Below are 14,246 nucleotides of genomic sequence, written 5' to 3'. Positions count from 1 at the left end.
ATAGCAGAGAAGAAGCGCGCGTCGCCGACTGTACCGCGCGGGCGCGCCAATGGGGAGACAGCCATCGGTACGAACGGCGCGCGGAGATCGACATTCGGTCCGGGCGCAATCCGGCGCCGAATCGCGGGCCGGCGACTTACCGGACCTTAATTGCGGCTCGGCCGCGCGACTACGCATTCAACCGAGTCATCAGCCACGCCTGCGCGTGCTGGAGGCCGACCTCTCAGTCGCGTCCGGGGGACGAGCCGGGGCACGGCGCCACAGCGGTCGGCACGGGCCGGGTACGCAGCTGGTACGAGATCGCGGCGATCACCAGCGCCAGGCCGTAACCCGTGAACGAGACGGGCTGCGCGAATCCGATCAAGCCGAACTCGGTGTCGCCGCCACGCCACGTCACCACACCGAACGCGAGCAGCATGACGAAGACACCGCTGCCGATCCCGTACAGCACGAAGGTCGGCGCGATCAGCCACACCGGAACGATCGGCAGGAACCGCGGAACGCGGCGGCCGGTGAGCGGGGGCGCCCACCGGGGGAAGATCTGACCCCACGGGCTGACCAGTCCGAGCAGCAGGAAGACCGCAAGACCGATGGCCACCCAGAACACGATCGCCACATCCGTCCGCGGTTGGTCGCCGTGGGGCTCGATGCCCGGCACACCGAAGGCACCCAGCGTGTGCAGACCGGCGTACGGCAGCCAGGCGAGGCAACCCGCGTAGGCGATCCGCCGGACCCGCCGAGGCGCCGGACGGGGGTCCGCCGGGCGGGTCGACAGTGTCACGACCGGGTGGACCTCTCCGCAGCGGGCACAGGTCACGCTTCGCCGCCGGGCGAGCGCCGTCGACACCATGAGCGCCCCGACGAGCGTCAGCGCGAGGCGCTCGCCGAAGGGCAGCCAGTCCGATTCGCCGGCGCGGTTGGTGACGGTGCCCTGAAGAGCGAGCTGACAGAGGTTGAGCAGCAACCAGCAGCTGCCGGTCAGGCAGAGGCCGGCGACTGTCCACAGCGAGAAGGTCACCACGCGGTGCGGCAGCCGACGGCCCCAGGGGCGAACGGTGCCGGCCGCCATGATCGCGCCGAACAGCAGCACCACGGCACCGGGCACCGCGAGGCCGGGCAGCCCAGCAAGACGATGCTCGCCGTTCAGCGCGCCGATCCCGACGGCGACGCCGAGTATCCCCGACGCGGCGGCGGCCGACGGAGCCCACCGCGGCCACTGCTGGCGCAGTCCCACCGGCGCGGTGTCGGCTCGGGGCAGAACGTCTTCGGCCATGACCGCGATCCTTCCGGGCTCGAGCTGTGAGTCGGCTGAGAAACGGTGCGGGGTGAGAGTTGTCTCATTTGGACACCGCTACCGGACAACGGCCGGCACGTCCTGCCTTCGACTCGCCCCGACGTCCGCACATTCCATTTTTGAAACCATGACACGACCGCATCCGGGGCGGACCGGACAAGGCCGGCCGACCGGCACAGCGCGATCCGGCCGGTCTCGACGATCGAAGAATTGAATTCCACGGACTCCGGCGAGTCGTGAAATGCGAGGCTCCTGCTGCCTGTGACAGGCACGCAATGACGACGGACGCATTTACCCCGAGCGACCAGATGACCGCGAGCACATTCCTCGGCGCGCCGGAAATGTGCTCGTACGCCGTGGAAACCGCCGTCGTCTCCAACCCCAGCACGAATCAACGGAGGCCGCCGATGAGCGACCCGGTACTGGATTCCGCGGTCTACGGACTGTTCTCGACGCACGTCCTGCACCTTGCCGACAAATACGGCGTACTCGATGCGCTGTCGGCCGAGCAGCCACGCTCCGCCGCCGACGTCGCGGCCCGCGCCGGAGCCGACGCGGAGACCGTCGACAGACTGCTCACCGTCCTCGCCGCCGTCGGTGTGCTCACCCGTGAGGCAACGAGTTACCGGATGGTCGCCGCGTATGTGCCGTATCTGCAGAACGGCCACCCGCAGCACCTGGGCACGTTCCTCACCTACCTGGTGGAGAGCACCGCCGAGAAGATCGGCAAGCTGGACGAGTACCTGGTCAAGGGCAAGGCCGCCGCCGACGCGGAGGCACCCGCGCCGTTCGAGGCGATCTACCGCGACGAGGCCTCGACCGGGCAGTTCCTGACCGCCATGTGGCAGCTGACCTACAGCGTCTCCGAGGAGTTGGTGCGGCTCGCCGACCTCTCCGGCGCCCGCCACCTGGTCGACGTCGGCGGCGCGAGCGGCGCCTTCGCCGTGCAGGCGCTGAGTGCCAACCCCGGTCTCGTAGTGACGGTGTTCGACCTGCCCGAGGTCGAGCCGCACCTGCTGGCCACCCGTGACCGCCACGGCCTGGAGGGGCGGCTCCGCTTCGCCGGCGGCGACTTCTTCCGTGATCCGCTGCCCCAGGGCGACTGCCTGCACTTCGGCTACATCCTCTCGGACTGGGACGACGACACCTGCGTCGCGCTGCTGCGCAAGGCGTACGAGGCATGCGGCGCCGGCGGCCGGGTGCTGATCTCGGACCGCCTCTTCGACGACGCTCACACCGGCCCGCTGTCCACCGCGGTGATGAACCTCTCGATGCACATCGAGACCCAGGGCCGCCATCGCAGCGGCGACGAGTTCGGGCGACTGCTCACCGCGGCCGGATTCACGCACCGCGACATCCGCCGCTCCACGCAGGACAAGCACCTGATCGTCGGCGAGCGCACGCGCTGATCAGGCCTCGGCCGGGCGGCACATTCTGCCGCCCGGCCCCCCCAAGCCCCGGAGGAAACGATGGTCCTCAACGATCGTTTACGGCTGTCCGACCGGTGCTCAAGCCTGGTCGCCACCCAGCACAAGACCGGCCGCCTGGCGCTGACCGCCACGCAGCGGGAGGAGTTCGCCGCACTGCACCGAGCCGCGCTGTCCGATCCCGGCGAGGCTGACAGCGAGGTGCTGTGGCTGCTCACCCGCTCCTTCGACGACGAGGACGAGATCCCCGAGTACTACCGATACACCGACCTGCACGTCTACGGCTGGTTCCTGGACGCCTACCGGGAGAACCGGCTGACCGGCGTGGTGCTGGCATTGCACGCCACTCTGGAACGGCTGCTCGACGTCGAGGAGGCCGAGGGTACCGCCGGAGAGGAGCGCCTGGCCCGGCTGCGCGTACTCCTCGACGCGGTCGGCGATCTGCCCGTCGACGAGGCCGGTCTCACCCGGGGATCCGAGGTGGTGGCGGCCGCAGCCCGCGACCAGGAGGCACGCTGGCGCATGTTCCTGCTCGTCGAGTGCTCCGGCTTCCGCATGTCCGACGACCACCACGAGCACATCTTCCTGCGGGCCGTGCACGCCTGCGAGCTGGCGTTCTACGCCGTTCGGTGGATCGCCTGCCAAGCGATGAGCGAGATCGCCCAGCGGCCCTCGGACGCGGTGCGCTGGGTCGACCTGCTCGGCCACTACGCCGATTTGATCAATCACATCTTCCACGCGCTCCGCACGCTCACACCCGACATGTTCCTGACGTTCCGCGACGCGACCGGGGCGGCGAGCGCGGTGCAGTCGCTGAACTACCACCTGATGGAGCTCGTGCTCTACGGCTTCGACGCGCGCAAGGCCGAGGTGTACGAGCGTTTCCCGCACCTGTCACACGTGCTCAGCGCCGAGTCGCGCGGTCAGCGCTGTCTGCGCGAGGCGGTACGGGACTCGGGCCTGCGCCGCCTCCAGGAAGCGCTCGCACGGACCGACGCCACGCTGCTCACCTGGCGTGGGCGGCACTACGGCTTCGGCCGTCGCTACCTCGCGGACATCAAGGGATCCGGCGGCACGGAGGGAGCCGGCTACCTGAAGCGCTTCGTCCACAAGGACGTGCCCGCCGTGACGGGCGGACCGGCCGCACCGGCCGGCACCATGCTGGACTTCATCTACCGCTGAGCGGACGGGCACACCACCCGGGGAACCCGTGGGGGCCCCGCGGGCTCGAGCCGGAGGGGCCGCATCGGGTTCCGCGGTGGACCGGTCTCAGGACGCGGCCTCCATCGCGGCGATGAGGCTCTTCGGCCGCATGTCCGTCCAGTTCTGCTCGACGTACTCGAGGCTCGCCTGGCGCTTCGCCGGGCCGAATACCTGCTCCCAGCCCGCCGGTACCTCGGCGAACGCGGGCCACAGCGAATGCTGGCCCTCATCGTTGACGAGAACAAAGTAGTCGGCCTCGTCGTCCTCGAACGGATTACTCACGATTTCCTCCTCGATTGTTCGCCGCGGCCGCGGCGAACAGGGATGGCTCACCCCGACTCGACTGATGCTAAGCGGCTCGCGCATCGCTTCGCCGCACCGTTTAGAAGAACCGAATAGAGCCTCCCGGTACGACTTCGGATGCGGCAGATTCAAACAGTCGCAGGGATCTTCTCGGATAATACGAAGGGGTCGGCAATGTATGCAGGAACGCCCACACTGATTTATCCGCAGCCGCGGCCGAATGCCTCCCGGGTATTCGTCTGTCTGAGCTTCTGCGGCGGTGGCACCTCGCCCATGCGTCCCTGGACCCATGCCGTGCCGGACGACGTGGAGCTGGTGCTGGTGTGCTACCCCGGCCGGGAGTCCCGCTTCGGAGAGCCGTACGCCGCCGACTGGGAGGAACTCGCCGGCGAGGTGACCGAGTCTCTGGCGTCGTTCGTCCACCGCCCGTACGTCCTCGTCGGCCACAGCATGGGCGGCTGGCTCGCCTTCGACGTGGCGGCACGGTTGCGGCGATCAGCCCGTCCGGGGCCGTACGCCCTGGTGGTGTCCGCGTCCGAGCCGCCGTCGCAATGGGCCGACCAGCAGAGCCACCTACCGTTGGCCACCGACCCCGACGAGAGCCTGCTGGACTGGATGCGGGACACGGGCCAGGTGTCACCGGTGATTCTCGCCGAGCCCGACCTACGGGAGATGGCGGTGGACCTGCTCCGGGCGGACCTTCGGGTGTCGTACAGCTACCGCTACTCACCGGGCACGGTCCTCGACCTCGACATCAACGTTCTGTTCGGCACGGAGGACCCGGTGGCTGACCGGGCGGCGGTGCAGGGCTGGCAGGCCCTGACGCGCGGCCGATGCGTGGTCACCGAACTGCCGGGCGGTCACTTCTACACGCCGGACGTCTGGGCCGGCCTGCCCCGGCACATGACGATCCCCGCCGGGGCGGTGTCCGGCTGAGGCGGGCCGGCTGAGGCGGGCCGGCTGAGGCGGGCCGGCAGAGCCGGGCCCGCCTGGAAAGTCAGCCGATACCGGCGAGCCCTCGGGCGTCGTGCCGGTCCTTGCCTCGCGAGATCAGGAGCGGGTCCCAGCCCGGTGACCGGTCGGGCAGCCGTCCGGGATCGCCCAGCACGGTGCCGGCATGCACCTCCGGCAGCAGCCGCCGCTCGAGGATCTGTGACGCGCAGCTGATCCCGCTCACCGCGACCCCGGTGATCCCACTGCCGTAGCGGGTGTTGGCGCCCACCACGAACAGGCCGTCGATGGTCGTCCGGGTGTCCGGCCGCCCCGATCCGCTGCCCCACTGCGCCATGCCGAACGGTGTGCCGGCGGTGGACAGCGTGTAGCGCTCATGTGTCAGCGGGGTGCCGAGTTCGACATGTGCCAGGTCACCGCGGAACGGACCCAGAACGCGCTCGGCGCTGTCGAGCATCCGCTCGGTCATCCGCGCCTTGCTCTCCAGGTACTCGGGGTTGCGGCGGTAGCGCTTGCCGTGCGCCGGCCCCTCCTCGACGCCCCAGGGCGCGTAATCCGAGGGGCAGAGCGTCATCGCCTGGAAGTTCGTGTGACCGGGCGGGCAGACCGTCGCGGAGCCCGGGTCCTTGTGCGACGCGAAGGACAGGAACAGGAACGGGACGTCACCCTGCTCCCCCGCCTCGAGCCGCTTGTAGTACTCGTCGACGTCGATGTCGTACCACCAGACGTTGGCGTTGGGCCGCGACGGCAGCGCGCGTTTGAGTCCTAGGTAGAGCGTGACGAACGGCATGCCCATGGTGGCCGCCCGGGTGCGCTTCACCACTCCGGCCGGGAAATGCTCCGGCCCGACCAGTTCCAGGACCGTACGGCGGTAGTCGGCGTTGGACACCACGAGGGGCGCGGTGATCGGCTCGCGCTCGCCACGGATCCGTACGCCCGTCGCCTTGCCGTCCTCGACGAGGATCCGCTCGACCCGGCAACGCGTGCGCACCTCGCCGCCGTTCGCCTCGACGACCTCGACCAGTGAGGCGGCGAAGACCTGGCCGCCGCCCTCCGGATAGTAGGCGCCGCGCAGGTAGTGGTCGGTCACCATCGCGTGGGTGCCGACCGTGGCCTGTGCCGGGCCCATACCGTAGTTCGGTGACTGGGCGGCCAGCACGGAACGGGCCCGGGTGGAGAGCCCGCAATGGTCGAAGAGTTCCGCGAGCGGCCGTCGGGACCAGGCCACCGTGGCAGGTGTGGTGGCGATCAGATCCTGGATGGTCAACTCGACCGGGGACAGCAGAGTGTCGCGCATCTCGGTGCCGACCGCGGAGCAGATGCCCACGAACGTGTCCAGGCCCGCCGCCTCGCCGGGCAGCGCGGCGACCAGCCGGTCCCGGTACGCCCGCCATCCCGCCGGCATGTCCATGGTCAGCCCTGGCAGCTCGATGCGGTCGAAGCCGTCCTGGTCCATGGGCAGGAAGTTCACACGGCCGGCCAGGCCCACCCCGGCGAGAATGGCCGGCAGCACGCCACCGGGGCCACAGTCGCCCAGGTAGTGCACGCCCACGTCGAACTCGTAGGCACGACGCCGCCGGAAGACGTGGCTGTTACCGCCCGCCACGTCATGCTGTTCGGTGACGAGCACCCGCCGGCCGTCGGCGGCCAGGTACGCGGCGCACACCAGGCCGCCGAGACCCGCGCCGACGACGATCGCGTCCCAGTGCCGCGACGGCACGTCATCCACCTCCGGCATCTCAGGCGCAGCCGCCGGCCGGACCGCCGTCGGCGCCCGGGTCGGAGAAGATCGGTGCCGCCTCGTACTCCCACCACGGCGCGCCGACCTCGGCGGCGTCCACGCCGCGGACGGTCGCCACCCAGGTGCGGAGACGGTCGAGGCCGAAGAACTTCTCCCTGCCGTAGGCGAAGAACGGCACTCCGAACAGCCCGTCCTTCCACGAAGCGCGCAGGCACTCGACGCCGCGCTCGCGCAGCCGCGGGTCGTCCGACGCCGCGGCGAGCCGATCACCGTCGAGGCCCAGCTCGTCCCCGATCTCGGCCACCGTGGTACGCAGCGAGACGTCCCGGCCCTCCTGCCAGCGGGCGCGGTACACGAGGTCGATGAACTGGCGTCCCTTGCCGGCGTCGTCGGCGAGCAGGTAGGCCAGGTGCGGGATCTCCCAAACCGGGTCCTTGTCGATGGGCCAGGTGACGTCCCAGCCACGGGCCCGGGTCAGCCGGCGGACGTCCTGCAGGATGTAGAAGTTCTTGGCCCGGGACATCGCCACGATCGGGAGCTCGATCTTCGCCGCTGCCAGCATCGTCGACGTCGTCTCGTCCGGCTCCCAGAAGGGGATCCACTCAGCGGCGTCGGCCACGTCCGGGAAGTGCTCGGTCAGGTCCCGGTACGCCAGCCACGAGTACGGGCTGCGCAACGAGAAAAAGAAGCGTGGGCGCTTTGGGGTTCGCATGGTGATCCTTTTCCGGTCGCGGGCTCGGGATGGTGACGCGTTACAGGGCGATGCCGCCGTCGACGTGCAGCACCGCGCCGGTGACGTAGGACGCGCGGTCGGAGGCGAGGTAGGACACGACTCCGGCAACGTCCTCGGCGGTCCCCATCCGGCCCAGCGCGATCGCCTGACGCGCCCGCTCCTTGACCTTCTCGGCCAGGTCCGCGGTCATGTCGGTCTCGATGTAACCCGGCGCGACGGCGTTGACCCGGATGTTGTACCGGCCGACCTCCTTGGCCAGCGCCTTGCTGAAGCCGATGATGCCCGCCTTGGCCGCGGAGTAGTTGGTCTGCGAGGGGTTGCCGTACACGCCCGCCACCGACGACATGGTGATGATGCAGCCCGAGCGGCGCTTCATCATGTCGAAGGCGACCGCGCGGCAGACGTTGAAGACGCCGTTGAGGTTGACGTCGATGACCTCTCGCCACTGCTCGTCGCTCATCAGCGCGAGCGCCTTGTCGCGGGTGATGCCGGCCGAGGTCACCGCCGTGCTGATCGGTCCGAGCTGCTCGTCGGTCTCGGCCACGAAGGCTCGCACCGCGGCCGTGTCCGAGACGTCCACCCGCCGGGACAACGTCCGGTGGCCTCGCTCGGCCAGGACCTTCTCCAGTTCCCGTGCGGCCTCGTCGTCGCTGCGGTAACAGAACGCGACGGCATAGCCGTCCGCGGCGAGGGCCTCCACCACCGCTCGGCCGATCCCTCGGGTACCGCCGGTGACCAGGGCCACCCGGGTCGCCTTGTCTGACATACCGCTCCTTCGTTGTCGTTACGGCGCGCGTGTCACTGGCGGAACGCGCAGCTGAGCCGCGGGCCGGTAGGCCACCACGCAGCGGTCGAAGGTGACGACCGCCTCGTCCCCGACCGAGCTGCTGCCCTCGAAGAGCAAGGTCTCGCCGATGGCACGGGACAGCTCGACCTCGTGCCGTACCAGGTCACCCGGGTACACCCGGCGGTGGAACTCGACGCCGTTCAGGGCGCCGGCCAGCATCACCCGGTCGTCCCCGGGTTGTACCGCCACGTCGGCGGACCCGCCGAGCACGCCCGCGGACTGGATCCAGGACTCGACGAGCAGCGTCGCCGGATAGGCCAGCTCCTCGTCGCCGGCGTCCGGGCCGAGCCGCGCGTAGCAGGGTTCGTTGCAGGTGACCGCCTTCACGGACACCAACCGGCGGCCCGGCTCCAGCTCGAGCACCCGGTCCACGAGCAGGATCGGATACCGGTGCGGGAGCAAGCGCCGGATCGCGGCGGCGCTGAGCGCCGTGTGCGACGTCAGCACAGCTGCACCACCGCGCACCCGGCGGACCCGTCGCCGTCCAGCGCCGTGATCGCCGCGTACCGCCCGGCCACGCCCGGTGTCCAGGTGGCGGAGGCGAGGACGGCCGCGAGCTGGAACCCGGCGCTCGCCGCGCCGGTATCGCCGACCGTGGCCAGGCAGTCGACGTGGTACGGCTGAAGGCCCGCGAAGATCTTGGCCAGGACGTCCCACTCGGTGGTGTCCGGGCCCTCGGCCGAGGTGCCGGCCGCGACGGCCCACACGGCCTCGGGCATGATCCCGGCGCGGTCCAGCGCCCGCCGCACGCAGTACTCGACGCTCTGCGCCGGGGACTCCGCGCCGTGCGTGGCGAACTCGACCGCAACGAGCCGCGCCAGGCCGCCGCGGGACGGTTCGTCCGGCGCGGCGTCCAACCGGAGCAGCACGCAGCCCTCGCCCAGCGGCGGTGTGCCGCCGGTGAGCGACCCCGCGTGCCACTCCCACCAGGCGCGCGCGGAGGAGAGTTCCTCCGCCGCGCCGCAGAACACGGTGCGGGCCCGGCCGGCGGCGAGCAACCGGCGCGCGTACATCAATGCCGAGAGCGTCGAGGCCCGCCCCGCGGCAACCGTCGCGTTCGGACCCTTGAGGCCGTAACGCATCGCGCACTGACCGGCGGACGAGTTCATGATCGCGTTGGGGATGTGCGCCGTCTCGATGTAGAAGGGCTTGTCGTGGATCAGCGTGTCCCGCGTGATGTCCGACATGCTCTGCTGGCTGCCCGTGGTGGTACCCAGCACCACCCCGACGCGCTCGCCCGGAGGTAGGTCACCGGTCTCGGTCAGATGCCCCGCCGCGACCACGGCCAGACCGGTCAGCCGGTCCATCCCCCGGGTGCCGCTCCGGCCGAGGACCTCGCGCACGGCGAAGTCCGGCACCATGCCCACGGACAGTCCCGGCGGCACACCCTCGACGCTCGCCGGTGCGGTCAGGACGGGCCGTCCTGACCGCAACCCCTCGGCGAAGTCGTCGACGCCGATCCCGAAGGGCGACACGGCGGACCACGCCGAGATGACCGGGGCGGGCACGCTAACGGTGGTCATCTCACTCCGCGCCCGTCCGGGTGCCCTCGAGCGCGCTCCGGACCCGGTCGTCGAAGTTCACCAGCCGGCCCTCACGGCCGTTCTCGACCACGCCGTACGCGTGCGTGATGGTTCCGGTCGCGGTGTGCAACAGCTGACCGTCGCGCAGCACGTAGCAATCCATCTTCGAGGTGTAGAGCAGGTCCTTGAAGATCGACTCGACGGTGTAGACGGTGTAGAGCTCCTCCTCCATCACCGTCTCGTCGAGGATCCGCACGTGCGATCGGGTCACCGCGGGGATCCAGTTGCGCTCGTCCAGCATCGGCTTGATGGACAGGCCGCGCGCCGCCAGGAAGCGGTCCACGACCTCCTCCATCTGGCGCAGGTAACCCGACATCTGCACGCGGTCGAAGAAGTGGCAGTAGAAGTACGGCATCCGCCACTTCCAGCCGAACGCGTTGCGGCCGTCCGTCAGCCGGGCGATCACCGGATCGTCGCTCGTGCCGCGGTCCGTGGTGATGTCATCCGCCGCGGACCGGGCGACCGGCTCGGTGTCGAACCGCTCGAGCGCCTGCGTGCCGATGTGGTCGGTGACGAACCGGCCCAGCTCCTCGGGAATCGGGTCCGGGTCGGTGACCCGGTCGTCGCGGCGCAGCACGGCCCGTGCCTTGGACGTCACGGCCTTCTTCTCAGCCCCGTCCCGGACGACCCGGATCTGCACCTTGAACACGAACTCGCTGCTGTCGGAGGGGGTGTCCGGCACGACCTCGACCGTGGCGACATCGTCCACCAGCAACGCGGTCTGCAGGCGGGTGTCCAGCTCCAGCACGTCGAAGCCCAGCCCGTGCTCGTCGTAGAGCCGGCCGACCGGGGCGCCGGCGGCTCGGAAGTGCTCGATGATGCCCTGCTCGACCAGGTAGTTGACGTGCTTGAACCCGATGATCGTGCCGATGTTGGCACCCTCGTAGCCCGGCCGCAGCTCGCTGGTGGTCGGCGACTGCAGCAGGTGTTTCACGACGCTGTCCGACAGTTCCCCCACAGATCATGCCTCTCTCGTCATGCCGCGCCGGTCGGGCACGGACTTGCTGGTTCGACTGACATCACGTGGCTGCGCAGCACACCCGCGAACCAGTCCACGTCTTCGAGCATCGGAAAATGACCGCAGCGCGCGTTCACCGCGAACGAGCCCAGCGGCAGCGATCCGGCGAGCCGCTCGGACTCCGGGGCGGACCGGTCCCGGCGTCCCGCCACCACCAGCACGGGAATCCCCAACCGGTCCAAGCGCAGCCAGGGCGTACGCAGGTAGGTGTCGGACACGCGCAGCCAGCCGTACGGCCCGACCTGGTCGCAGACCCGCTGGGCCATCGCGTGCACCATGTCGGGCGACGTACCGGGGCGTACCTGGACCGCGATGCCCTCTTGCATGACCCGCACGAAATCGTCGTAGAGCCCCGGGACCGTGTCCCCACGGAACTCCGTGGGCGCCCCCCGGTAGAACGGGGCGACCAGCACCAGCGCGCGAATGCGCTCGAGCAGGTCCCGTCCCGTGTCCTCGGTCAGGAGCCGGAGCAACACGTTGGAGGTGAAGGAGTGTGCCACGACCACGTCGAAGCCGCCCGCCTCCGTGAGCGCGGCCCGTACCGGCGACAACAGGTCGCGGCCGTGACCCCAGTCGGATGGCCCGTGTGAGCGCCACGGAAGGTCAGCCGTCCAGATCTCGCCGGGCAGGCCACGGTCCTGACCGACCAGCCGGCTCCAGACGCCGGAGTTGTTGGCCAGGCCGTGCAGCAGCAGCATCCGGCCGTCGCGCCCCTTGTCCGCGCGGCTGCGTCGCACCACGACGGGAGGGCGTTCCTGGCCCGCCTGGATCAGTTCTCCGACGACCATGGCTCCTCGCTTCTCATAGAGATCAAGAGCCCGGCTGGTACTTGCCGAGCACCACCACGGCGTTGTTGCCGCCGAACGCGAGGCCGTTGTTCTGCACGACGCGCAGGTCGGCTTCCACCGCCTCGTTCGGCACGCAGTCGATCGGACACTGCGGGTCCGTCTCGACGTGGTTGATGGTGGGCGGGATGAACCCCTGGTCGATGGCGAGTGCGCAGCCGATGGCGCTCAGAGCGCTGGCAGCGCCCATGGTGTGGCCCAGCATCGACTTCATGGAGATCGTCCGCGGGGCCTCGTCACCGAAGACCCGGCGAATGGCGTGGGACTCGGTGACGTCGTTGGCCTTCGTGCCGGTGCCGTGAGCGGAGATCAGGTCGACCTGTCCCGGCTTGACCCCGGCGTTCTCCAGAGCCAGAGCCATGCAGCGTGCGACGCTCTCCTCGTTCGGGGCCACCTGGTGGTAGGCGTCGCAGTTGAGTCCGTACCCCAGCACCTCGGCATAGATGCGGGCGCCGCGGGCCTGCGCCGACGAGAGGCGCTCCAGCATCAGCATGCCCGAGCCCTCACCGGTGAGGATGCCCTTACGTCCCCGGTCGAACGGCTGGCACACCTCGGGTGCGATGGTGCCGAGCCGGTAGAAGCCGGCGAACGTCTTCCGGCTCATCGCGTCCGCGCCGCCGCAGAGGGCGAAATCCACCTCGCCCGTTCGTACCGCGTCGAAGCCGTATCCGATGGCGTAGTTGCCGGCCGCGCACGCGGTCGACAGTGTCACCGCCTCGACGTCGACCAGTCGCAGCTCCTGGGCGACTGACGCGGACAGCCGCCCGGCCCGGACACGCCGCGCGTGCCGCGGATCGATGCCGGCGCTTCCGCCCTCGATCTCGCTCTGCACGAGCCGTTCCAGATCGAACGACTCGCCGTCGGTGGTGCCGACCGAGATCAGGCCGCGGGCGGCACGCAGCTCGTCGAGCGGCAGACCAGCGTCCTCCACAGCCATGCGAGCCGCTGCCGTGGAGAACTGGCTTGCCCGGCCGAGTCGCTCGACCGGCATATTGTGAACCCATTGCGCCGGATCGAAGCCGACGACCTCACAACCGATGGCGTGCGCGAAACCCGTCGTGTCGAAGGCCGAGATCGGGCGGGCGCCGGAGCGGCCATGACGAAGGCCATCGGCAAAACTGGCCGCGCCGATACCGATGCTCGAGATAACTCCGAAACCGGTGAGAACAACCCGATGCAGTTCGTTTGGCGTTTCTGTGCCGTGCAACCCGGTCAAGGACATGAAGGGCTCCCAGTCGAATGGTGGCGGCAATCGTTCAACGGATCGCCATCACCAGCCGGCGGCCTCGCCGACAACCTCACGAACGCCCTTGACGTTGACCATCCGCGCCATTTCCGACTGGTCGATGACCACACCGAACTCCTTCTCCAGGGAGGCCAGGATCTCGATGGCCCGGAGCGAGTCGGCACCGTGGTCCTCGTTGAACAGGCTGGTCTCGGTGACCTCGTCCTCCTCCAGCTCGAGAATCTCGCAGATGATTTCCTTGAGCTTCACGTCACGCTGCTCGTCGATCGTGGACACATTGACTCCTCTCGCCGTGCCGCCGCGGCACGTCCGCTGCTGATGGCAACAGGCACGGAACCAGCGGCCGTTTTCAATGGCGCCGAGAGCCCGTGCTCACCTCTTCAAGAATCGAACGGCTATCGGCAGCCGAGTCGATTGCCAGCGAGCCTAGGAGCAATCCATAGCTCGGCCATGCCCCGATCAAACACTTCGATCCGCCGGGCGGCACCGCGGTTATTCGGGCGAGATGCGATAGCGCAGGCGCACCTGCGCGACGGTCGCGCGCGGGCCTCGTACGCGGCCGTCGCAGATCCAGAAAACGCCCGACCGGCGCCACCGCATGGACATTTCGATGTCATCGCCGGGATGAACGGCAGCCGTGAAACGAACGGATTCCAGGGCCGCCAGTTCCAGGCGCGCGCCGTCCGGGACGGTCACGACGGCGCCGCGGTGCACGCACTCCACCACGCAGACCCCAGGGAAGATCGGGAAGTCCGGGTAGTGGCCGGCGAACACCGGCTCGCTCGGGTCGATCGTCGCGGCCACAACGGATGTGAACTCGTCGCCGCCCGCACCGTCCGGCTCGGCAGCGCGCACGACTCGCACGGGTCCGGCGACCGGACCGGCGGGCACCGGAACGGCGTCATGGTCTATCGCCATAGCGGAACTCCTCGGATTCGATGCACGGCGACTCGAGTCCACACGCGACAGTCGGCGGCAAGCGGTGAGGCTACTCAGCCAGATCCGGGGCGGCCAGAGCAGCTCGAAAAGTTCGAAGCGGACGCGCTGGAAGCACT

At 69.6% G+C, this 14,246-nt stretch carries 15 protein-coding genes; 3 read left to right on the top strand and 12 right to left on the bottom strand.

Features of this window, described 5'->3' with window-relative positions:
• Nucleotides 1–223: 223 nt before the first annotated feature.
• Entirely contained in the window at nucleotides 224–1,273 is a 1,050-nt protein-coding gene (locus I4J89_RS40825; protein ID WP_196419579.1) for a hypothetical protein, read from the bottom strand.
• Nucleotides 1,274–1,701: 428 nt separating this feature from the next.
• Here I4J89_RS40825 and I4J89_RS40820 point away from each other — a divergent pair, with 428 nt between their 5' ends.
• A complete protein-coding gene (locus tag I4J89_RS40820; protein WP_196419578.1) occupies nucleotides 1,702–2,703 on the top strand; it encodes a methyltransferase in 1,002 nt (333 codons plus the stop codon).
• Between the two features lie 60 nt (nucleotides 2,704–2,763).
• The gene (locus I4J89_RS40815) at nucleotides 2,764–3,903 is read left to right on the top strand and encodes a tryptophan 2,3-dioxygenase (protein WP_196419577.1); all 1,140 of its coding nucleotides are present in this window, start codon (nucleotides 2,764–2,766) and stop codon (nucleotides 3,901–3,903) included.
• An 87-nt stretch (nucleotides 3,904–3,990) separates the two neighbouring features.
• Here I4J89_RS40815 and I4J89_RS40810 read toward each other — a convergent pair whose 3' ends face one another.
• Nucleotides 3,991–4,209, bottom strand: a complete 219-nt coding sequence (locus I4J89_RS40810; RefSeq protein WP_196419588.1) for an MbtH family protein — start codon at nucleotides 4,207–4,209, stop codon at nucleotides 3,991–3,993.
• Between the two features lie 135 nt (nucleotides 4,210–4,344).
• Here I4J89_RS40810 and I4J89_RS40805 point away from each other — a divergent pair, with 135 nt between their 5' ends.
• On the top strand, nucleotides 4,345–5,163 hold the full coding sequence (locus tag I4J89_RS40805) for a thioesterase II family protein (RefSeq protein ID WP_309238694.1): 819 nt from the start codon (nucleotides 4,345–4,347) through the stop codon (nucleotides 5,161–5,163).
• 61 nt (nucleotides 5,164–5,224) lie between these two features.
• Here the strand turns inward: I4J89_RS40805 and I4J89_RS40800 are convergent, their stop codons facing one another.
• The 10 genes from I4J89_RS40800 to I4J89_RS40755 all read right to left on the bottom strand — a co-directional run bounded on the left by I4J89_RS40800 (nucleotide 5,225) and on the right by I4J89_RS40755 (nucleotide 14,046).
• On the bottom strand, nucleotides 5,225–6,907 hold the full coding sequence (locus I4J89_RS40800) for a phytoene desaturase family protein (RefSeq protein WP_309238693.1): 1,683 nt from the start codon (nucleotides 6,905–6,907) through the stop codon (nucleotides 5,225–5,227).
• Nucleotides 6,908–6,917: 10 nt separating this feature from the next.
• Nucleotides 6,918–7,631, bottom strand: coding sequence for a 2-hydroxychromene-2-carboxylate isomerase (locus I4J89_RS40795; protein WP_196419574.1), 714 nt, complete (start codon nucleotides 7,629–7,631; stop codon nucleotides 6,918–6,920).
• Between the two features lie 40 nt (nucleotides 7,632–7,671).
• The gene (gene fabG, locus I4J89_RS40790) at nucleotides 7,672–8,418 is read right to left on the bottom strand and encodes a 3-oxoacyl-[acyl-carrier-protein] reductase (protein ID WP_196419573.1); all 747 of its coding nucleotides are present in this window, start codon (nucleotides 8,416–8,418) and stop codon (nucleotides 7,672–7,674) included.
• An 18-nt stretch (nucleotides 8,419–8,436) separates the two neighbouring features.
• A complete protein-coding gene (locus I4J89_RS40785) occupies nucleotides 8,437–8,946 on the bottom strand; it encodes a 3-hydroxyacyl-ACP dehydratase FabZ family protein (protein ID WP_230860448.1) in 510 nt (169 codons plus the stop codon).
• Nucleotides 8,940–10,022: a beta-ketoacyl synthase N-terminal-like domain-containing protein gene (locus tag I4J89_RS40780; RefSeq protein WP_196419572.1), complete on the bottom strand. Its 1,083-nt coding sequence runs from the start codon at nucleotides 10,020–10,022 to the stop codon at nucleotides 8,940–8,942. Before I4J89_RS40780 ends, I4J89_RS40785 begins: the two co-directional genes overlap by 7 nt.
• A 1-nt stretch (nucleotide 10,023) precedes the next feature.
• On the bottom strand, nucleotides 10,024–11,040 hold the full coding sequence (locus tag I4J89_RS40775; protein ID WP_196419571.1) for a hotdog family protein: 1,017 nt from the start codon (nucleotides 11,038–11,040) through the stop codon (nucleotides 10,024–10,026).
• A 17-nt stretch (nucleotides 11,041–11,057) separates the two neighbouring features.
• Complete coding sequence (locus tag I4J89_RS40770; protein WP_196419570.1) at nucleotides 11,058–11,888, bottom strand: alpha/beta fold hydrolase; 831 nt, start codon at nucleotides 11,886–11,888, stop codon at nucleotides 11,058–11,060.
• A 22-nt stretch (nucleotides 11,889–11,910) separates the two neighbouring features.
• Nucleotides 11,911–13,125, bottom strand: a complete 1,215-nt coding sequence (locus tag I4J89_RS40765) for a beta-ketoacyl-[acyl-carrier-protein] synthase family protein (protein ID WP_230860456.1) — start codon at nucleotides 13,123–13,125, stop codon at nucleotides 11,911–11,913.
• A 90-nt stretch (nucleotides 13,126–13,215) separates the two neighbouring features.
• A complete protein-coding gene (locus tag I4J89_RS40760; protein WP_196419568.1) occupies nucleotides 13,216–13,467 on the bottom strand; it encodes an acyl carrier protein in 252 nt (83 codons plus the stop codon).
• A gap of 216 nt (nucleotides 13,468–13,683) precedes the next feature.
• Nucleotides 13,684–14,046: a 3-hydroxyacyl-ACP dehydratase FabZ family protein gene (locus I4J89_RS40755; RefSeq protein ID WP_309238692.1), complete on the bottom strand. Its 363-nt coding sequence runs from the start codon at nucleotides 14,044–14,046 to the stop codon at nucleotides 13,684–13,686.
• Nucleotides 14,047–14,246 lie beyond the last annotated feature (200 nt).

This window comes from Actinoplanes aureus (assembly GCF_015704865.1).
Taxonomy (GTDB): Bacteria; Actinomycetota; Actinomycetes; order Mycobacteriales; family Micromonosporaceae; genus Actinoplanes; species Actinoplanes aureus.
The sequence above is the reverse complement of the archived record's forward strand: the minus strand, read 5'-3'. Positions and strand labels throughout refer to the sequence as shown.

What these genes read in the sequence shown, in the direction of transcription:
- I4J89_RS40795 (WP_196419574.1), bottom strand. Translation starts at nt 7,631, where the DNA reads ATGCGAACCCCAAAGCGCCCACGCTTCTTTTTCTCGTTGCGCAGCCCG.
- I4J89_RS40780 (WP_196419572.1), bottom strand. Translation starts at nt 10,022, where the DNA reads ATGACCACCGTTAGCGTGCCCGCCCCGGTCATCTCGGCGTGGTCCGCC.
- I4J89_RS40805 (WP_309238694.1), top strand. Translation starts at nt 4,345, where the DNA reads ATGCGGCAGATTCAAACAGTCGCAGGGATCTTCTCGGATAATACGAAG.
- I4J89_RS40815 (WP_196419577.1), top strand. Translation starts at nt 2,764, where the DNA reads ATGGTCCTCAACGATCGTTTACGGCTGTCCGACCGGTGCTCAAGCCTG.
- I4J89_RS40825 (WP_196419579.1), bottom strand. Translation starts at nt 1,273, where the DNA reads ATGGCCGAAGACGTTCTGCCCCGAGCCGACACCGCGCCGGTGGGACTG.
- I4J89_RS40770 (WP_196419570.1), bottom strand. Translation starts at nt 11,888, where the DNA reads ATGGTCGTCGGAGAACTGATCCAGGCGGGCCAGGAACGCCCTCCCGTC.
- I4J89_RS40820 (WP_196419578.1), top strand. Translation starts at nt 1,702, where the DNA reads ATGAGCGACCCGGTACTGGATTCCGCGGTCTACGGACTGTTCTCGACG.
- fabG (WP_196419573.1), bottom strand. Translation starts at nt 8,418, where the DNA reads ATGTCAGACAAGGCGACCCGGGTGGCCCTGGTCACCGGCGGTACCCGA.